The organism is Microvirga lenta (assembly GCF_020532555.1).
Classification (GTDB): Bacteria; Pseudomonadota; Alphaproteobacteria; order Rhizobiales; family Beijerinckiaceae; genus Microvirga; species Microvirga lenta.
On record NZ_JAJBBR010000014.1, the window covers coordinates 1 to 18,574 of the forward strand.

The 18,574-nt window shown below is 67.8% G+C and carries 20 protein-coding genes and 1 other RNA gene; 3 read left to right on the top strand and 18 right to left on the bottom strand.

What is annotated here, in order from left to right; genetic code table 11:
* The 4 genes from LGR44_RS18735 to pal form a co-directional block, all read right to left on the bottom strand.
* A partial coding sequence (locus tag LGR44_RS18735; RefSeq protein WP_226742241.1) for an ATP-dependent metallopeptidase FtsH/Yme1/Tma family protein occupies positions 1-592 on the bottom strand: 592 nt, incomplete at its 3' end.
* A 127-nt stretch (positions 593-719) separates the two neighbouring features.
* Positions 720-1,763 carry a tRNA lysidine(34) synthetase TilS gene (gene tilS, locus LGR44_RS18740; RefSeq protein ID WP_404809954.1) on the bottom strand — a complete coding sequence of 348 codons (1,044 nt, stop codon included), beginning with the start codon at positions 1,761-1,763 and terminating at the stop codon, positions 720-722.
* 26 nt (positions 1,764-1,789) lie between these two features.
* A complete protein-coding gene (gene ybgF, locus LGR44_RS18745; protein WP_404809958.1) occupies positions 1,790-2,761 on the bottom strand; it encodes a tol-pal system protein YbgF in 972 nt (323 codons plus the stop codon).
* A gap of 108 nt (positions 2,762-2,869) precedes the next feature.
* Entirely contained in the window at positions 2,870-3,370 is a 501-nt protein-coding gene (gene pal / locus LGR44_RS18750; RefSeq protein WP_226742244.1) for a peptidoglycan-associated lipoprotein Pal, read from the bottom strand.
* A 253-nt stretch (positions 3,371-3,623) separates the two neighbouring features.
* On the opposite strand from pal, the gene LGR44_RS18755 reads away from it, so the two are divergent.
* Both LGR44_RS18755 and LGR44_RS18760 read left to right on the top strand, forming a co-directional pair.
* Positions 3,624-5,162, top strand: a complete 1,539-nt coding sequence (locus LGR44_RS18755) for a phospholipase D-like domain-containing protein (protein ID WP_226742245.1) — start codon at positions 3,624-3,626, stop codon at positions 5,160-5,162.
* A gap of 47 nt (positions 5,163-5,209) precedes the next feature.
* Positions 5,210-5,827, top strand: a complete 618-nt coding sequence (locus LGR44_RS18760; protein WP_226742246.1) for an HdeD family acid-resistance protein — start codon at positions 5,210-5,212, stop codon at positions 5,825-5,827.
* Between the two features lie 50 nt (positions 5,828-5,877).
* Here the strand turns inward: LGR44_RS18760 and tolB are convergent, their stop codons facing one another.
* The 4 genes from tolB to tolQ are packed head-to-tail and all read right to left on the bottom strand — an operon-like array spanning position 5,878 to position 9,584.
* Positions 5,878-7,212 carry a Tol-Pal system beta propeller repeat protein TolB gene (tolB, locus tag LGR44_RS18765; RefSeq protein ID WP_404809955.1) on the bottom strand — a complete coding sequence of 445 codons (1,335 nt, stop codon included), beginning with the start codon at positions 7,210-7,212 and terminating at the stop codon, positions 5,878-5,880.
* A 25-nt stretch (positions 7,213-7,237) separates the two neighbouring features.
* Positions 7,238-8,359, bottom strand: a complete 1,122-nt coding sequence (gene tolA / locus LGR44_RS18770; protein WP_226742363.1) for a cell envelope integrity protein TolA — start codon at positions 8,357-8,359, stop codon at positions 7,238-7,240.
* A 25-nt stretch (positions 8,360-8,384) separates the two neighbouring features.
* Positions 8,385-8,831: an ExbD/TolR family protein gene (locus LGR44_RS18775; RefSeq protein WP_226742248.1), complete on the bottom strand. Its 447-nt coding sequence runs from the start codon at positions 8,829-8,831 to the stop codon at positions 8,385-8,387.
* 12 nt (positions 8,832-8,843) lie between these two features.
* A complete protein-coding gene (tolQ, locus tag LGR44_RS18780) occupies positions 8,844-9,584 on the bottom strand; it encodes a protein TolQ (RefSeq protein WP_226742249.1) in 741 nt (246 codons plus the stop codon).
* Between the two features lie 425 nt (positions 9,585-10,009).
* On the opposite strand from tolQ, the gene LGR44_RS18785 reads away from it, so the two are divergent.
* Positions 10,010-11,494, top strand: coding sequence for a mannitol dehydrogenase family protein (locus tag LGR44_RS18785; protein WP_226742250.1), 1,485 nt, complete (start codon positions 10,010-10,012; stop codon positions 11,492-11,494).
* 10 nt (positions 11,495-11,504) lie between these two features.
* Here LGR44_RS18785 and ybgC read toward each other — a convergent pair whose 3' ends face one another.
* From ybgC to LGR44_RS18835, 10 genes are all read right to left on the bottom strand, one after another.
* Entirely contained in the window at positions 11,505-11,957 is a 453-nt protein-coding gene (gene ybgC, locus LGR44_RS18790) for a tol-pal system-associated acyl-CoA thioesterase (protein WP_226742251.1), read from the bottom strand.
* Positions 11,950-12,996, bottom strand: a complete 1,047-nt coding sequence (ruvB, locus tag LGR44_RS18795) for a Holliday junction branch migration DNA helicase RuvB (RefSeq protein ID WP_226742252.1) — start codon at positions 12,994-12,996, stop codon at positions 11,950-11,952. The genes ybgC and ruvB overlap by 8 nt, the downstream gene beginning before the upstream one ends.
* Positions 12,997-13,094: 98 nt before the next feature.
* Positions 13,095-13,712, bottom strand: a complete 618-nt coding sequence (gene ruvA, locus LGR44_RS18800) for a Holliday junction branch migration protein RuvA (RefSeq protein ID WP_226742253.1) — start codon at positions 13,710-13,712, stop codon at positions 13,095-13,097.
* A 145-nt stretch (positions 13,713-13,857) separates the two neighbouring features.
* Positions 13,858-14,361 carry a crossover junction endodeoxyribonuclease RuvC gene (gene ruvC, locus LGR44_RS18805; RefSeq protein WP_226742364.1) on the bottom strand — a complete coding sequence of 168 codons (504 nt, stop codon included), beginning with the start codon at positions 14,359-14,361 and terminating at the stop codon, positions 13,858-13,860.
* Positions 14,362-14,522: 161 nt separating this feature from the next.
* The gene (locus tag LGR44_RS18810; protein ID WP_226742254.1) at positions 14,523-15,269 is read right to left on the bottom strand and encodes a YebC/PmpR family DNA-binding transcriptional regulator; all 747 of its coding nucleotides are present in this window, start codon (positions 15,267-15,269) and stop codon (positions 14,523-14,525) included.
* A 223-nt stretch (positions 15,270-15,492) separates the two neighbouring features.
* Positions 15,493-16,173 (bottom strand): exopolysaccharide biosynthesis protein, encoded by a 681-nt coding sequence (locus LGR44_RS18815; RefSeq protein WP_226742255.1) that lies wholly within the window; start codon positions 16,171-16,173, stop codon positions 15,493-15,495.
* Positions 16,174-16,245: 72 nt separating this feature from the next.
* Positions 16,246-17,067, bottom strand: a complete 822-nt coding sequence (locus tag LGR44_RS18820; RefSeq protein WP_226742256.1) for a TIGR00282 family metallophosphoesterase — start codon at positions 17,065-17,067, stop codon at positions 16,246-16,248.
* 15 nt (positions 17,068-17,082) lie between these two features.
* Positions 17,083-17,658: a 5-formyltetrahydrofolate cyclo-ligase gene (locus LGR44_RS18825; protein ID WP_226742257.1), complete on the bottom strand. Its 576-nt coding sequence runs from the start codon at positions 17,656-17,658 to the stop codon at positions 17,083-17,085.
* Positions 17,659-17,662: 4 nt separating this feature from the next.
* Positions 17,663-17,818, bottom strand: a non-coding RNA gene (gene ssrS, locus LGR44_RS18830) — 6S RNA.
* Between the two features lie 386 nt (positions 17,819-18,204).
* Entirely contained in the window at positions 18,205-18,573 is a 369-nt protein-coding gene (locus LGR44_RS18835) for a cell division protein ZapA (RefSeq protein WP_226742258.1), read from the bottom strand.
* Position 18,574 lies beyond the last annotated feature (1 nt).

Here is an 18,574-nt window from a genome sequence, read left to right on the forward strand (position 1 = left end):
GAGGCCCGACCAGCAGCACGCCGCGGGGAATGCGCCCGCCCAGGCGCTGGAACTTCTGCGGATCGCGCAGGAACTCCACCACCTCCTGAAGGTCCTCCTTGGCCTCGTCGATGCCCGCCACGTCCTCAAACGTCACACGGCCATGCGCCTCCGTCAGAAGCTTCGCCTTCGACTTGCCGAAGCCCATGGCCCGGCCGGCGCCGTTCTGCATCTGTCGGGACAGGAAGACCCAGGCGCCGATGAACAGGGCGATGGGCAGGATGTTCATGAGGACGGCGATGAACCAGGGGGTCGAGTCCGACTGGGGCCGGGCCGTGATCTGGACGCCCTTCTGCTGCAGCTTCGACACCAGCATGGGGTCGTTCGGCGCATAGGTCGTGAAGGTGCGTCCGTCCGTGTAGGTGCCGCTGATCTCGGGACCGGAAATGACCACGTTCGAGATGCGCCCGGCATCCGCCTCGCTGAGGAGCTGGCTGTACGCGATATCGCCGCCGCCCGTCCGATGACCCGGGCTTTGGAACAGGGTCACGAGTGCCAGTACCAGGAGGAAGATGACGACCCACAGGGCGAAGTTGCGGAAATTTGAATTCATCGGATCAGATTCTGCCCCAGAGGGAGATGAAGCGCGAGGCGATCCCTCACGCGGCTAAAGTCAATGTAGGCACACGCTCCTCCCTTGCCAAGGGAATGAGGCGGGCATGGGGCATCATCTTTGGGGCTTATGGATAAGACATAGGCCTAACGCCCCGGCGGCGCGGCGGCTCCGGCCGGACGGTCAGTCGCCCGGACGGGTCGAGCCGGACGAGCTGCCCCGCAACGGTCGCGCGCAGCTCCTCCCCGGCGCGGATCGCCTCCCGGAGCCGGCGCGTGCAGGCCTCGATCCGGTGCAGGCGGCTGGCTTCGAGGCGGGCGCCGCTCCTTTCGAGCATTGCGGTCAGCATGCGCAGGGCGATCTCGAACGGCTCCTCGGCAAGGCGTCCTGCCTCCAGGACAATCCCGTCCCCGTCGCCGGCCGCCCCGGCGAGCGACAGGGCCTCCCGCGCCTTGGCGTCCAGGGCCTCGTCCGCCTGTGCCAGCCGTTCGGCGAGGCGGGCGAGGCGCTCCGCCGTCAATCCCTCCGCCGCCAGCGCCGGCATGATTCCCCGCCAGCGCACCCGCGCGAAGGCCTCGTTGCGGTTGGAAGGATCATCGACGTAACGCCAGCCCTGCCCCTCGCACAGTCTCACCAGCGATGTCTTGGAGCAGGTCAGCAGAGGTCTCGCGTGGCGGACCCCATCCCGGTCCCGTTCGGCGCGCATGCCCGCGAGGCCCGCCAGTCCGGAGCCCCGCGCCATCCTCATCAGAACCGTCTCGGCCTGATCGTCCTGCGTATGGGCGGTCACCAGATGGGAGGCGCCCTCCTCCCGGGCTTGGTGGACGAGAAGGCGGTAGCGCGCCTCGCGCGCGGCCTCCTGCAGGCCGGTCCGGGGCTTGTCGCCTGTCCAGGCGAGGGTCCGGTGCGGCAGGCCCAGGGCGCCTGCCTCCCGCGCGACGAAGGCGGCCTCGTCGGCGGAATCCGGCCGCAGCCCGTGATCGACGGTGGCGACCAGGATGCGGGGCCGCGGCGCCGCGGCGCGCCAGCGGGCCAGCAGATGCATGAGAGCGATGGAATCGGGCCCGCCCGAGACGGCCGCCACGATGCCGCCGGCATTCCCGAGGGACGAAAAGAGACGGTCCAGCACATCGCCGGACCAATCGGAATCAGATGGGGGGACGGCGGTCACGCGTCAGCGAGGTGCGGGCACGCCGCTCAACTGCACTTGGCGCGCTTCTGCTCGCGCTCGGCACCCTGGCGCACGGTGGCGGGAGCCTGGGGATATTTGCGCTCGATCTCCGCATAGACCGCGCAGGCCCGGTCGTGGGCTCCGAGCCCGCTGAGGGCGACCCCGAGCTTGAGAAGCGCCTCGGGCGCGCGGGCGGCGTCGGGATGGTCCGTCGAGACGTTCAGGAACTGCTCGGCGGCCTCGCGATAGCGGCCCCGCTGCAGATAGGTCTCGCCGAGCCAGTAGGAGGCGTCCGGCACCAGCTTGTCCCGGGGGTTGGACTGCAGAAAGCGGCGGAAACCCATTTCAGCCTGATCGAATTGCTGCCGGGTCAGGTAGGCATAGGCCGTCGCGTAGTCCGAACGGGGATCGCTGACGCTCGCGGCGGCGACGCTCTGGTCGGGATTGGCGCGCAGGATCGCCCCGCCGGCGCCCTGGGGGATCGTCGAGGTGCGGCTGGCCGGGCTGAGGTCGAGCGGTCCACCGCCCGCGGCCATCTCGTCGCTCTCGATCAGCTCCTCGATGCCGCTCACGGCGCCGCTCGGGATCGGCATGGGGCTGACGGCGTCTGCCGAGGCCAGGGGGGCGGACGGGGGCGTGCTTCCGAGAGGAAGCGGCGCGCCGGGGGCGCCGGGCGCCTCCGACGGGTCGAACACGTCGCTGCGCCGCTGCGGCTGGGCCTGGGGCTGCGCCGGGCGGGCGGGCGCGGCCGCCGGAGGCGCGGCCTTGGAGCCGCCGCGGCCCTCCTGGAAGCGGAACTCCACGTCCTCCTGGAACTTGCGGAGCTGCTCCTTGAGCTGGCGGTTCTCGAACTGGAGCTCCTCGATCTGTCCCGACATCTGCCGGAACTGGCTCTCCAGCCGGTTGATGCGAACGATGGCATCGGCGGCATCCTGCGCGGCGGCAGGTGCGGCCAGGATGGTGACGAAGGCGAAACAGGCGATCAGGCGACGAAACATCATGGATACCGTAAAGGTCTCAGTGACCGTGCCGATAACACATAAGCGCCGCCACGGCGATAATGTGGCGGCGCGCGATTGTTTCAGGCGGAAGCCCCTTCAGGCCCCTTACGCACCGGCACCCGCGCTGAGCACGGTGACCGCGCGGCGGTTCTGCGACCAGCAGGAGATGTCGTTGCAGACCGCCACCGGGCGCTCCTTGCCGTAGGACACAGTGCGGAAGCGCGAGGCGTCGATGCCGCGTGACACGAGGTAGTCGCGCACGTTCTGGGCACGGCGGGCGGAGAGCGAGAAGTTGTACTCGCGGGTGCCGCGCTCGTCCGCATGGCCTTCGATGATGAAGGTGTAGTTCGGATAGCGGCTCAGCCACTGGGCCTGCTTGTCGAGGGTCGCCACGGCGGTCGGGGTCAGGTCCGTCTGGTCCGTCTCGAAGAAGACGCGGTCGCCCACATTGACGACGAAGTCCTGGGCGCTGCCCGGAGTCGCCGCTCCGCCGGCCCCGAACCCGCCGGCTCCGCCAGCCATCTCATCTTTGTTGGACGAACACGCCGCCGCCCCGAGGGCGAGGACGATGGCAGCGGCGAATTTGACGGCGCGCAACGTCATCATTGGCAATACTCCTTACACATACGTCTGCCGAACGTTGTGTCTTCTATATCCGGGGATAGTTAAGGGAGGGTTCCGTCAACCTTGATGGAGAGTTGAAGGATAAGGTGAATCGCGCCCGGGCCGAGAAACCTGGGCGCAGGGTTAATCGAGAGTGAATGCGGCAAGGAGGTGGCAACGGCCGCATCCTCTGCAACATTGTGCACAAGCTTGACCTTTGCGAGAGCCGAAAGGCCGTTTCGTGCGTTAAAGGGACATGGATACGACAACCGCTCAGCTCGCGAGCCTCGGCAACATCAGGCAGCACGGCTCCGGCGAACTTCGCCTGGAGCGTGCCTTCGCGCGCATCGCCGACAGCGACCTGCGCCTCGGCAATGCCGTGGCCCTGCTCCGCGATTCCCGGGAGAACTACCCGGCCTGGCTCGAAGCCATCCGGTCGGCCGAGCGGATCATCCACTTCGAGAACTTCATCATCGCCGACGACGAGACCGGCGCCGTCTTCGCCGAGGCCTTCATGGAGCGGGCCCGCGCCGGCGTGAAGGTACGGATCCTCTACGACTGGCTCGGCTCGACGACGCGGGCGCTGCCCCGGTTCTGGCGCAGGCTGCGGCAGGCGGGCGTGGAGGTGCGCGTCTTCAATCCGCCCCGGCTGACGGACCCGCTCTGGATCCGGCGCGACCACCGCAAGCTCATCACCGTCGACGGGCGGATCGCCTTCGTGTCCGGCCTGTGCATCTCGGACAACTGGGAGGGCAAGGACTCGGAAGAGCCCTGGCGCGATACGGGGCTGTCCCTGGAAGGCCCCGTCGTGGCGGATCTCGATGTGTCCTTCGCCGAGAGCTGGGCGCGGGCCGGTGCGCCGATCCCCCGGGACCAGCTCGTCGAGCCCGGCACCATCCCGATCGCCGGCACGGTGCCGGCGCGGGTGATCAACGGCCAGCCGGGGATGTTTCGCACCTACCGGCTCGACCAGCTCATCGCCGCGACCGCGCAGCGCAACCTCTGGCTCACGGACGCCTATCTCGTCCCCACCACGTCCTACATCCAGGCCCTGGGGGAAGCCGCCCGGGACGGGGTGGACGTCCGTCTGCTCGTGCCGGGCTCGAGCGACGTCCCGGCGCTCCAGCCCATCGTGCGGGCAGGCTACCGGTCCCTGATCGAAGCGGGCATCCGGGTGTTCGAGTGGAACGGGTCGATGCTCCACGCCAAGACCGCCGTCGCGGACGGGCGCTGGGCCCGCGTCGGGTCCACCAATCTCAACCTCGCGAGCTGGGCCACCAACTGGGAGCTCGACGTGGTGGTGGAGGACCCGACCTTCGCGGAAGCCATGGAGGCCATGTACCTGGAGGATCTGGCCAAAGCGACCGAGATCGTCCCCGGCTGGCAGGCCCGTCGCCGCCAGGCCCGGAACATGCGCTCCCGGCGCTCCGTGAAGTACAAGAAGGGCGGCGTGCGGCGGATCGCGGTCGGAGCGCTCGCGCTCAGCGGCAGCATCGGCAAGGCGGTCAACTCCAAGTCCCTCACGGCGACCGAGGCCAGCAGCATCGCGATCATCGGCTTCGCCCTCCTGGCCCTGGCGATCCTGATCACGCTCTTCCCGGTCATCGTCGTGTCGCCGCTGGTGATCGCCCTGGTCTGGTTCGGCGCCGCGCTCCTGATCCGCGCGTTCCGCCTCAAGCGCCGCATCCGCATCCGGCGCCGCAAGATGCGGCTCAGGCGCCGCCTGGCGAAAGTGAAGGAAATCAGCACCGCGCCATCGGAAGGCGAGAAAGCGGCTGCCAATCCGGAGTCTTGAATATATACCTTTCCGTTAGGGCATTGCCGCCTTCAAGGGAGACGACCATGGCGTCCGGGTATTCGCATCCCCACGAGTCCTTCGATCGCGCTCAGGCGATGAGCGCCCTCCTGGCGCAGAACTGGTGGGCGGTGGCCCTGCGCGGGGCCTTCGCCATCCTCTTCGCCCTCATCGCCTTCTTCTGGCCGGGAGCCGCGATCCTGTCCTTCGTGCTCTTCTTCTCGGCCTACATGCTCGTCGACGGGGTCTTCGCGATCGTCGCCGCCGTGCGGGCCGCCTCGCACCACCAGAGGTGGGGCCTCCTGGTGCTGGAGGGCATCGTGAACATCCTGGTCGGAATCGTCGCCTTCGCCTGGCCGGGGCTGACGGTAGTGTTCTTCGTCACCCTCATGGCGTTCTGGTCGCTGATCACCGGCATCCTGATGATCGTCGCCGCCTTCAAGCTGAACCCGACCTATGGACGCGGCTGGCTGATCTTCAGCGGCGTGGTCTCGGTCCTGTTCGGCATCGCCCTGCTGATCGCGCCGCTCGTCGGCGCCGTGGTGCTGACCTGGTGGATCGGGGCCTATGCCCTGTTCTTCGGCATCGCGCTCCTCGTCCTCGCCTTCAAGCTGAAGGGGCGCAAGGACGACATGCCCGGCACGGCGGCGCCGCGCGGCGTCTGACCCGAAACCGAACAGGGCGCCCCGAGGCGCCCCGCTTTCGTCATGGCCGCTTACCGCGTCTCGCTCAGGAGCGGGGACCAGGTGGGGTCCGACGCGAAGGACGGCGTCGGCACGGGCTGCTCCACGCGGCCGGTGATGTCCACCATGTAGAGCTTGCCGCCCGCCTGCCCGCCCGGATCGCGGAAGAACAGGATGTACTGGCCGTTGGGCGCCCAGGTCGGGCTTTCGTTGTGGAAGCCTTCGGTCAGGATGCGCTCGTCGGAGCCGTCCGGCTTCATGATGCCGATGGCGAAGCCGCCCGCGCGCTGCTTGGTGAAGGCGATGTAGTCGCCCCGCGGCGACCAGGCCGGCTGCGAATAGGCGCCCTCGCCGAAGGAGATGCGGCGCTGGTTCGAGCCGTCAGCGTTCATGGCGTAGATCTGCTGCTTGCCGCCACGGTCGCTCTCGAACACGATCTGGCTGCCGTCCGGCGAGAAGGACGGCGAGGTGTCGATGGCGGCCGTCGAGGTGAGCCGGGTCGTGGCGCGCGAGTTCAGGTCCATCATGAAGATGTTGGCATTGCCGCCCTGCTGCAGGCTCATGACGATGCGCTGCCCGTCCGGCGAGAAGCGCGGGGAGGAGGCCATGTCGGGGAAGTTGCCGAGGATCTGGCGCGAACCGGTCTCCAGGTTGATCACCTGCACGCGCGGCTGCTGGCCTTCCGCCTGGGACATGTAGGTGATGTCCTGGGTGGCGGGCGAGTAGCGCGGGGTGACTACGAGGTTTTCGCCCTGCGTGAGGTAGCGGACGTTGGCGCCGTCCTGGTCCATGATCGCCAGGCGCTTGCGGCGGTTCTCCTTCGGGCCCGACTCGTCGACGAAGACGATGCGGGTGTCGAAGAAGCCGCCGAAGCCGGTGATCTTCGTGTAGACCGCGTCGGAGATGATGTGGCCGACGCGGCGCCAGAAATTGGCGTCCGTCACATATTGCTGGCCGGTGAGCTGCTGACCGGACTCGATGTCCCACAGGCGGAACTCGGCCTTGAGGCGGCCTGCGGGGTCGCGCGAGACGCGGCCCGTCACCAGCGCCTGGGCGCCCGCCGCCCGCCAGGCCTCGAAGCGCGGCGCGGCGTCGAAGGACGGGCGCTCCGGGAAGCGCGACGGGTCGAGCGGCGCGAAATAGCCCGAACGCTGCAGGTTGTTGCCGATGATGCCGGACACCCGCTGCCCGAGATCGCCCTCACCGGAGAAATCCGCAATGGCGATGGGCATGGGCTGGAACTGCCCGCCGGGTCCGACGCGGAAGCTGAGCTGCGCATGGGCCGCCGGAGCAAGCGCGGCGAACGGCACCGCAATGGCGAGCGCGAGGAGAAGGCGGGACACAAGACGATGGATCATGGGGGTCATGTCTCAAGCGTGAGGGGCTTTAAGATCAGGAAAGGTCGAACTGAACGTTCAGGGTTTTCCAATCCGTATAGAACGGAGCGAACTTGGCGGGGACGCGGAAGGGCGCGCAGCGGCGCACGGCGCGCAGGGCCGCATCGGCGACGGCCCGGTCGGTGGAGCTCGCGCCGGCCTGGAGCACGGCCGGATCCCGCATCAGGGAGCCGTCCTCGTTGAGGCGGATGTCGATGACCGGAGGGGTGGCCGTGCCGGTCGAGGCGCTGATGGGCGCCGTGTAGCAGCGCTCGATCTGCTCGCGCAGGAGACCCATGAGCGCGTCGCGCATGCTCGGATTGAGCTTCGCGGCCGTCCCCGTGGCGGTGCCGAGGGAGGCGGTCTTCTGGACCTCCGCCCCGGTCGCGCCGGTGGACTGGTTGCGCTCCTTGTTGTCGAGGAACTGCCGGATGTCGCCCATGTCGAGCTTCTTGGCGACCTGGGCCTCCTTGCGGGCCTTCGCCTCGGCTTCCGCCTTGGCCTTGGCCTCCGCGATCTTCTTGGCTTCCGCTTCGGCGTTCGCTTTGGCCTCCGCCTCCGCCTTGGCTTTCGCCTTGGCTTCCGCGACGGCCTTGGCCTTGGCTTCGGCGTCCGCCTTGGCTTTCGCTTCCGCCGCGGCCTTTGCCTTCGCCTCGGCCTCCGCCTTGGCGGCCTGCGCCTTCTCGATGGCTTCGGCCTCGGCCTTCTCGGCCAGTTTCTGCTGCTCCTCGGCCCTGGCTTTCGCCTCGGCTTCGGCCTGGGAAGGCTGCGGCGGCGGGGGCGGCGGTGGAGGCTGGGCCACGACGGGCTCCTCCTTCTCGGCCACCTTCATCTCCTCGGGACGCTTCGGCGGGGCCGGCGCGTCGCGCGTGTCCTCGCCGGGGTCGCGCTGCTCGACCTTGTCCGCGACCCTGTCCGCCCGGGGCTTGGGGGTGGGCAGGACCTCCTTAGCGGTCTGCTCGCCCTTGGTGATCTGCGAGAACTGGTTGTCGGTGATGATCTCGACCGGGATGCCTTCCTGCGCCTCGGGGAACTCGCTGACGGAGGACAGCCCGACCATGGCGGCCGCCAGGATCGCCGCATGCGCGACGCCCGACACCCAGAGGCCCGGTTCGGAGGGGTTGAATTTCGGCTTCAACGCCACGGCTGTCTGTCTCCCTCGCCTATCGCTGATCGGGTTCCGTCACCAGGGCGACGCGCTTGTAGCCGGCCGAGGTGACGATCGACATGATCTGGGCCACGCGCCCGTAATCCACCTGTTTGTCGCCGCGCACGAAGATGCGCTCGTCGAAGCCGCTCTTCGCCACCTCCGCGAGCTTGCCGACGATCGCGTCGTCGGTCAGTTCGTCCTCGCCGAGGAAGACCTGGCCCGTCTCCTTGATGGAGAGGGTCACGGGCTTCGAATCCATGTTCAGCGGCGCCGCCGTGGTCTGCGGCAGGTCGAGCGGGACGCCCGCGGTCATCATCGGCGCCGCGACCATGAAGATGATGAGGAGCACCAGCATGACGTCGATGAACGGCGTCATGTTGATCTCGTTGATGACGCCTGCGCGCCGGGCCCGCCTGCGGCGGCGCCCGCCGCCGCCCGCCATGCCTGCACTCGTTGCCATGGCCCAGGCCCCTTACGCTGCGTTCGCCGGATGATGAGACGCGTGTCCGATGCGCTCGTCGATCTGGCGGGAGAGGATGGCGGAGAATTCGTCGGCGAAGCCCTCGAGCCGCGACTGCAGCTTGCCGACCTCGCTCTGCAGCTTGTTGTAGGCCAGAACCGCCGGGATGGCCGCGAACAGGCCGATGGCGGTGGCGAACAGGGCCTCCGCGATGCCGGGCGCCACGACGGCGAGGCTGGTGTTCTTGGAAGCCGCGATGGAGGTGAACGAGTTCATGATGCCGACCACCGTTCCGAAGAGGCCGATATAGGGTCCGGCGGAGCCGATGGAGGCGAGCACCGTGAGGCGGGAATTGAGCCGCTCCACCTCACGCTGGATGGTGACGTCGAGCACCTTGTCGATGCGCTGGGGCAGGCTCTGGAACGAGCGGCCCGAGCCCTCGAAGGAACGCTTCCACTCGCGCATGGCGGCCACGAAGACCGCCGCGAGGCCGGTGGAGGGGCGGTTCTGGAGCGAGCGGTAGAACTCCTCCAGGGACTGGCCGGACCAGAACACTTCCTCGAAGCGGTCCATGGCGCGCTTGGTGCGTCCGTAGAGCAGCGTCTTGTCGACGATGATCGCCCAGCACCAGATCGAGGCCGCCAGCAGGCCCACCATGACGAGCTTGACGACGAAATGGGCCTGCCAGAACAGGCCGAAGAGAGACATGTCGTGCACCACAGGGGCAGCCTGGGCCACATCAGCCGGATTCATGATCTCATGTCCTCGCTCTACGAGCAGCCTTGGAGCCAAGGCTCACCGCGCATTAGGAAAATCTTTTTGCGTATCAATGTTCGTTCGCCCCCGAATCTGTCGAAAATAAGGGCGCACGGACTTTGGGACGCAGAAGCGCTCCTGCGTTACATGTTAAGCACACAGTAGGGTTAAGGCTTGGTTTAAGCGCCGTTTCGGCACATGGGACAGCATGGCGCGACCACGCCCCGAACCGCCTGAAAAGGACCGGCTTTCCCGCGATTTCTGGCCTTCGCATGGCCTCTCGAATGCTTTGGACGCCGGTCGGAAATGCGCCCGGCGCATTCTCTGCCCAGCTTCACGCCATCGCCTTTGCAGCGCGACTCCGTCGCAGCCCGCAGGTCTGCTATAGCCCTCTCCTCCTCTCTCATTCGACCGACAAGCCCATGATCCAGTCCTTGAGCCTCGCGACCCTCGACACCCTTGCGCCCGCGGTCGCCCGCCCGGCCTATTCCCGCGAGGCGCTGCGGGCCGGCATCCTCCATATCGGCGTCGGCAATTTTCATCGGGCGCACCAGGCGGTGTATCTGGACGACCTGTTCAACACCGGCAGGGACCTGGACTGGGCCCTCGTCGGCGCCGGGGTCCGCCCCGGAGACGCCGCCATGCGGCAGGCGCTGGAGGCGCAGGACTGGCTCACCACGGTGGTCGAACTCGAGCCCGGCGCCCATGCGGCGCGGATCACCGCCGCCATGACCGGCTTCGTGCCCGTGGGCGAGGATGCCCGCGCCATCGTCGACGCCCTCGACGATCCGGCCCTGAGGATCGTGTCGCTCACGGTCACGGAGGGCGGCTACTGCATCGATCCCGCCACCGGCGCCTTCGATCCGGAGCATCCGGAGATCCGGTACGACGCGGCACATCCCGACGCTCCGAAGGGCGTGTTCGGCGCCATCGTGGCCGCCCTGCGGCGGCGCCGGGACCGGGGCCTGCAGCCCTTCACCGTGATGTCGTGCGACAACATCCCCCACAACGGCGCTGTGACGCTGGATGCGGTGGCGGGGCTCGCCGGGCTCGTGGACCCCGGCCTTGCCGCCTATATCCGCGAGCGCGTCGCCTTCCCCAACAGCATGGTCGACCGCATCACGCCGGCCACCACCGACCGGCAGCGCGAGCTCCTCGCCGGGCGCTTCGGCATCCGGGACAACTGGCCGGTCTTCTGCGAGCCGTTCCGGCAATGGGTGCTGGAAGACCGGTTCTCGGCCGGGCGGCCGGCATGGGAGGAGGTCGGCGTGACCTTCACGCCCCATGTGGCCGCGTTCGAGCTGATGAAGATCCGCATCCTCAACGGGGGACACGCGGCCATCGCCTATCCGGCCGCCCTGCTGGGCATCCACTACGTCCACGACGCCATGGCGGACCCGCAAGTGCGGGGCTTCCTCGACCGGCTGGAAACGGAGGAGATCATCCCGTGCGTGCCGCCGGTGCCGGGGGTCGATCTTCGCGCCTATTACGGGATCGTCGCGAAGCGGTTCGCCAATCCGGAGATCGGCGACACCATCCCCCGGCTCACCCAGGACGGCTCGAACCGGCAACCGAAATTCATCCTGCCCTCGACCCGCGACCGCGTGCGCATGGGCGCCGACGTGACGGGCCTCGCCCTGGTCTCCGCCCTCTGGTGCCGGTCCTGCGCCGGAACGGACGATGCGGGCGCACCCTTCACCCTGGACGACCCGAACGCCGCCCGCCTGACGGCCGCCGCCCGGGCCGCCAAGGACGATCCGGCGGCCTTCCTGGCGCTCAGGGACGTTTTCGGGGATCTGGCGGAAGCCCCGGCCTTCCGGAACCGGTTTGGAGCCATGCTGGCAGGCCTGTGGCGGGACGGGACCCGCGCCACCCTGCAACGCTACCTGGACGGCACCCTCGCCTAGATTTCGGAGGCTACCCGGCCTCTCCGGTGAGCGCCGCCCGCAGATTGTCGGGGATGCGCACGGCCCGGCCGTCGCGCACGGCGGCCACCATCACATCGGCCGTGACGAGCACGTCGTTGCCCCGGCGCACCTCCTGCGCCAGCGTCATCGACGCGCCGCGCATCTCCTTCGGCCGGGTCACGACGGTGAGCACGTCGTCCATGACGGCGGCGCCCAGGAAATCGATGGTCATCTTCCGGACCACGAAGGCGAGGCCGCCCGTCTCCGCGTGCAGGTCGGACTGGGCCACCTCGACCGCCCGCAGCAGCTCCGTGCGGCCCCGTTCCAGGAACCGCAGATAGCTGGCGTGATAGACGCGGGCCGAGAAATCCGTGTCCTCGTAATAGACGCGCACGGGCAGCACGTGGGCGCCGTCCCGCATGGCGCCCGAGAGATGCGGCCAGGAGGCCGTCGCCTCATTCATCCCCGTCTCCGTTGAACAGCCCGAACTGCGCCGCCGTCTCGCGGGAGGGCTCCGGGATGCCGAGATGCTTGAAGGCATGAGGCGTGAGGATGCGGCCGCGCGGGGTGCGCTGCACGAAGCCCTTCTGGATGAGGTAGGGCTCGATGATGTCCTCGATGGCGTCGCGGGGCTCGGACAGCGCTGCCGCGATGGTCTCGATCCCGACCGGGCCGCCGCCGAAGGACGAGGCGATCATGGTCAGGTACTTGCGGTCCATGAGGTCGAGCCCGATGGGATCCACATCGAGAAGGCGCAGGGACCTGTCCGCCAGCTCGCGGGACACGATCTCGGCCCCCTCCACGATGGCGAAGTCGCGCACCCGGCGCAGCAGGCGGCCCGCGATGCGGGGCGTGCCGCGGGCGCGGCGGGCGATCTCGTTCGCGCCCTCCTCGCTCATGTTCAGCCCCATCACCCGCGCCCCGCGCCGCACGATCAGCTCAAGCTCGTCTACGGTGTAGAATTCGAGCCGGATCGGGATGCCGAAGCGGTCACGCAGGGGGGTGGTGAGGAGGCCCGCGCGGGTGGTGGCGCCGACCAGCGTGAATTTCGGCAGCTCGATCTTCACCGAGCGCGCGGCCGGGCCCTCGCCGATGATGAGGTCGAGCTGGTAGTCCTCCATGGCCGGATAGAGGATTTCCTCGACGGCCGGGTTGAGGCGGTGGATCTCGTCGATGAAGAGCACGTCGCGCTCTTCCAGGTTCGTCAGCTGCGCCGCCAGGTCGCCCGCCTTGGCGATGACCGGACCCGAGGTCGAGCGGAAGTTCACGCCCAGCTCGCGGGCCACGATCTGGGCCAGCGTGGTTTTTCCCAGTCCCGGCGGGCCGACGAAGAGCACGTGGTCGAGGGCGTCGCCCCGCGTCTTGGCGGCGTTGATGAAGACCTGGAGATTGGCCCGCGCGGCCTTCTGACCCGTGAAATCGTCGAGCGACAGCGGCCGGATCGACGCGTCGACGTCGTCCTCGCGCTTTTCGGGGCTGAGCAGGCGGCGGGAATCGGTCAAGGAAACGTACCCTTCGGAAGGCTTGGATATGGGCGTCCTGATCTCATACGCCAATCCTTAAAAAGATCAAAACGGGAACGAAAACACCGGGTCGAGCCTTACCGGGCCAACTCCCTTAAGCCCAGCCGGATCAGCGTCTTCGCCTCGGCCTCCTCGCCGGCCTGCTTGAGGGCGGCGGCCACCGCCGCGGAGGCCTGGACCTGGGGATAGCCGAGATTGACCAGGGCCGAGATCGCGTCCGAGACCGGGACGGGAGCGGTCCTGTCGTCGATGGAATCGGACAGGCGGATGAGGGCCGGGTCCACGGTGGAATAGGCCGGGGCCTTGTCCTTGAGTTCCGAGACGATGCGCTGGGCGAGCTTGGGGCCGACGCCGGGGCCGCGGGCGACCGATGCCTTGTCGCCGGTGGCGATGGCGGTGGCGAGCGCCCCGGGATCGAGCACGGAGAGAATGCCGAGCGCCACCTTCGAGCCCACGCCCTGCACGCTCTGGAGCAGGCGGAACCACTCGCGCTCCTGGTCCGAGCGGAAGCCGTAGAGGCGGATCATGTCCTCGCGGACATGGGTCTCGATGGACAGGACCGCCGCCTCTCCGGTCTGGGGCAGGTTCTGGAGCGTGCGCGAGGAGCAGTGCACGACGTAGCCGACCCCGTGCACGTCGAGGATGACAAAGTCGTCGCCGTAGGAATCCACCACGCCCTTGAGTTTGCCGATCACGGTCCTTTTTCCCTCTCCGGCGTCATCCCCGCGAAGGCGGGGACCCATAAACACGAGCGGAGATCCGGAACGGCTCAGGTCGGCGGTTATGGGTTCCGGGCTCGGCTACGCCGCCCCGGAATGACATTCGTTGTCATGTAACACTTTAATAGCTCGCCGCCAAAGCCCGCGCCTTGCGGTGGTGGGCATGGGCGATGGCGATGGCGAGCGCGTCCGCCGCGTCGGCTTTCTTGAAGTCGGCCTTGGGCAGCAGGATCTTCACCATGGCCTGCACCTGATCCTTCTCCGCATGGCCGACACCCACCACGGTCTTCTTGACCTGGTTGGCTCCGTATTCCGCCACCGGGAGGCCATGGAGGGCCGGGACCAGCAGGGACATGGCCCGGGCCTGACCGAGCTTGAGGGTCGCCTGCGCATCCTTGTTGACGAAGGTCTCCTCGACGGAGACCTCGTCGGGAGTCCAGGTCCTGATCACGTCGGTCAGCCGGTCGTGGAGCTGCTTGAGCCGCAGCGCCAGGGCCAGGTCGCCGTCCGAGGTCACGACCCCGCAGGCGACGAAGGAGAGCTTGGTCCCCTCGACCGTGATGACGCCCCAGCCCGTGTTGCGCAGGCCGGGATCGAGGCCGAGGATGCGGACGCGTTCCATGATACTTCCTCAAGCCAGCTATCTGGCACCGACTGGCTCTCCTCCCCCTTGTGGGGAGGAGGTGGAGGTGGGGGTGTGAGCGATAGCCTATGAAGGTCCGGCGCCAACACCCCCACCCTGGCCCTTCCCACAAGGGGGAGGGAAAAGACGCGGCGCTTGTCCGACTATCCCGCCATCTTCTGCATGAGCTGTTCGGAAAGCTCGAAATTGCCGTAGACGTTCTGGACGTCGTCATGCTCCTCGAGGGTCTCCATGAGGCGCATCAGCTTCTCGCCCGCCTCGTCGTCGACCGCGACCGGAGTCTGGGGCTTCCAGACGAGCTTGGAGGCCCGCGGCTCCCCGAACTTCTCCTCCAGCGCCTTGGTCACCTCGTTGAGGGTGGTCTGCTCGCAATAGACCTCGTGGCCGTTCTCGGAGGACACCACGTCGTCGGCGCCGGCCTCGATGGCGGCTTCCAGCATGGCGTCGGCATCGGCGGCCTCGGGCGCGAACTCCACCAGGCCGACCCGGTCGAACATGAACGAGACCGCGCCCGTCTCGGCGAGGTTGCCGCCGCTCTTGGTGAAGTAGGAGCGGATGTCCGAGGCCGTGCGGTTGCGGTTGTCGGTCATGGCCTCGACGATGATGGCGGCGCCGCCGGGGCCGTAGCCCTCGTAGCGGATCTCCTCGTAGTTCTCGCCCTCGGCGCTGGACGCCTTGTTGATGGCGCGCTGGATGTTGTCCTTGGGCATGTTCTCGGCCCGGGCCGCCAGGATGGCGGCGCGCAGGCGGGGATTCATGTTCGGGTCGGGCGTGCCCATCTTCGCCGCCACGGTGATTTCGCGGGCGAGCTTCGAGAACAGCTTGGAGCGCATCGCATCCTGGCGCCCCTTGCGGTGCATGATGTTCTTGAACTGTGAATGTCCGGCCATGGGGCCTCCGCTATGCGCGACCGAGAGCGCCTTGGCGACCAAGGGCCCGTCAGGCCGCGGAATGTTGATGGCGAAGCGGTGCCCTTAGGGAAGGGTCCCGCTCCCGATTTCTTCCGCTGCATGGTCCGAAAACGGCGAACCGGCGTCCACGGCGCCCGGACATGCTTCCGAGCGGGCTTATAAAACGCAGTTGCGTCCGAGGCAAAGCCTCTTCACGGCCGGATCAGAACCCGAGCCAGGAGAAGCCGCCCGTGATCGCCGCCTGGACTAGGTGGTAGGAGGCTCCCAGGATCGTCGCCGTGTAGGCCAGGCCGGCGAGGCCCAGAAGATAGCCGCCGATCAGGAGATAGCCGTCCTCCTCCATCACCGCGATGGACACGATGACGAGGGCGATGGAGGGCGGGAAATTGGTGCCCGGGAACGGAATCAGCACCGAGAGGGCCGCCAGGAAGGCGAAAAGGCCGACCATCCGGTCGCCGACGGTGCCGAAGAGTTGCGTCAGCCGCGGCTTGCACCAGCTCTCCAGCCAGCGGAGCCTGGGCTCGGCGATGTCGATCAGGCGCTTGAACTTGGAGAGAGAAATGGTCCGCCGCCGGATGAAGCCCGGCAGCCACGGATGCTTGTGCCCCAGCATCATCTGGATGCCGAAGATGAGGACCGGGGTTCCGACGACGCCCGCGACCCCCGGCGGGGCCGGCACGCAGTTCGGCAGGCTGAACAGGATCAGCACGAAGCCGAAGGCGCGTTCGCCGAACGCCTCGATGATCTCCCCGATGGAGATGGTCTCCCCCTTGGCGGAGGTGATCACGGCCCGCAGGACGTCGGATGCGCTCTTGTGCTCCAGCGCCTCCGGCACCGTTGCCCCCACATCCCGATAAAGGCGCTTCTTATGCTCGATATCCACCTTGGTCCTCCGTGACAGGACAGATGGGGATGTTTTGCGGCCCGCCAAGAGAGCCGAGGCTGCAGGGTTCCGTCAGTCCCAGAAACGGGGCCAGGATTCCTCCAGGTGCGGCCCGATCCTGAGGGCCGCGACCCGCACGGCGAGCCCGGTCCGGTCGTCGGTCTCGACCGCGATTCCCGACAGGGTGCCCTCCCCCAGGGCCGGCTCCATCCGGGGCCCCGGCGTCTTCTGGAGAAAGCGGCGGATCGATTCCTCCTTCTGCATGCCGAGCACGGAATCGTAATCGCCGCACATGCCCGCGTCCGACATGTAGGCGGTGCCGCCCGCCAGGACCCGGTGGTCGGCGGTCGGCACATGGGTGTGGGTGCCCACCACGAGGCTGGCGCGCCCGTCGAGATGGTGGCCCATGGCCTCCTTCTCGCTCGTGGCCTCCGCATGGACGTCCACGATCACCGCATCGGCCACCTGGCCCATGGGGCAGGCGTCGAGCTCCCGGTCAACCGCCGCGAAGGGATCGTCGAGAGCATCCATGTAGAGGCGGCCCATGACGTTGACGACGAGGACCCGGTGGCCGGAACGGGTGTCGATGAGGTTCGCGCCGCGGCCCGGCGTGCCCGGCGGATAGTTGACCGGCCGCAGGAGCCGCTGCTGGCGCTCGATGAACACCAGGGTCTCGCGCTGGTCCCAGCTGTGGTTGCCGAGCGTCACCGCGTCCGCGCCCGCGTTCAGCAGGTCGTCGCAGATCGCCTCCGTGATGCCGAAGCCGCCGGCCGAGTTCTCGCCGTTGATGACGACGCAATCGAGGCTCCAGCGCTCGCGCAAGGCGGGCAGGCGCTCGACCACCACGTTGCGGCCGGCCCGTCCGACCACGTCGCCGAGGAAGAGAAGACGCATGGGAAGTCCTTGTACTCAGGTCCGAATGAGTTCGGACTCCGTCACGATCAGGTCGAGCAGCCGGTCGTGGGGTTCGATCGGAACCTGCTCGATTTCCTGAACGGCATAGGCGAGGCCGACGGTCAAGATGGGATGCTGGTTTTCGAGCGCCGCGATGGCCCGGTCGAAATGGCCCTTGCCGTAGCCGATGCGCCCGCCGCGCCGGTCGAAGGCCACGAGCGGCACGAGGAGGGCCTGCGGAAAGCACTCGGGCGCGTCCGGCCCGGGCTCGCGCACGCCGAAGCCGCCCTTCACCAGCACGTCGCCGGGCTGCCAGAGGCGGAAACTCAGATGGGGATGGAGGATCTGCGAGAGGGCCACGTCCTGCCCGCGGGCGACGAGCGCCTCCATGAGCGGGCGCGTATCGACCTCGCTGCGGATGGGCCAGTAGGCGCCGACGGGGTTCCGTTCGCGCAGGTCCGGAAGAGCCAGGACCTGCCCGGCGATGCGCTCGGCCGCCTGTCTGCGGAAGTCCTTGTCCAGGCCGTCGCGGCGGGCGAAGCCTTCGCTGCGAAGCTGGTCCTTGAACGCGGGAAGAGACGAAGAAGACATGAAGTGCGGAGCCACAAAAGCCGTCGGAGAAGCGATCCCGGGAACCTACAAAGTAGGTGGGCGCCGTATGTCCCGGTCCAGGGACCGGGTCAGGGACAGCTCCCTTCAGGATCGATAAGGCCCCGGGGAAATGAACTCCAGACGCGCCCCGCAGCCCCGCCTTTCCTATGTAGGGACGATAGGGGCCGGGGGGAAGGGGAAAGTTGGGCGTGTGGCGAAAAGAAACCCCTCAAGAGACCTCAACTCCATGATCCTTCTACGGAACGGATCTACCGCTTGTAAGCCATCGCTCTCTCGTGTTTCATTGCCCAATTGATACATCGGAACATATCTAAGGCCATAGAAATGAATTGGCGCGACTATTTTCTGATTGCTGCCATTGCCTTGTGCTGGGCGGCTTACCTATTCGGCCTTGACTACGTTCCAGGCTGGCAAGGATTTGGTCGTGGCCTCGCTATTGGCTCTCTTGCGGTCGCCGGTCTTCTGGTTGGACGCATCGTCCGGCGATACTCAGGCTCACATACGCCTCACTGAGACCCATCTGCCTCACTCCTGCACCGGCGCGTTGAGGCTGCGGGCGAGGCGCTCGATCCGCTCGGTCACCCGCTGGATGCTCTCGGCGAAACGGGCCTCGGCGACCTGGATCCGGTGGTCTCCGGCCGAGTAGAACCGCTTCATCTCGTCCATCTCCCGCTCCAGGGAGACGATGCGCTTCTTCGCCTCGGACAGCTCGTCGGCGAGGGTGATGGCCGCCATGACGTGCAGGCGCATGTCGCCGATCTCGCCGGCGGCGGCGCGCATCTCCTCGATCCGGGCGTCGAAGGAGGCCGCGAGGCCTTCGAGATGCTGCTCCTCCCCGTCGGCGCAGGCCATGCGGTAGGTCTTGCCGGCGATCGTCACCGTCACCTGGGACATG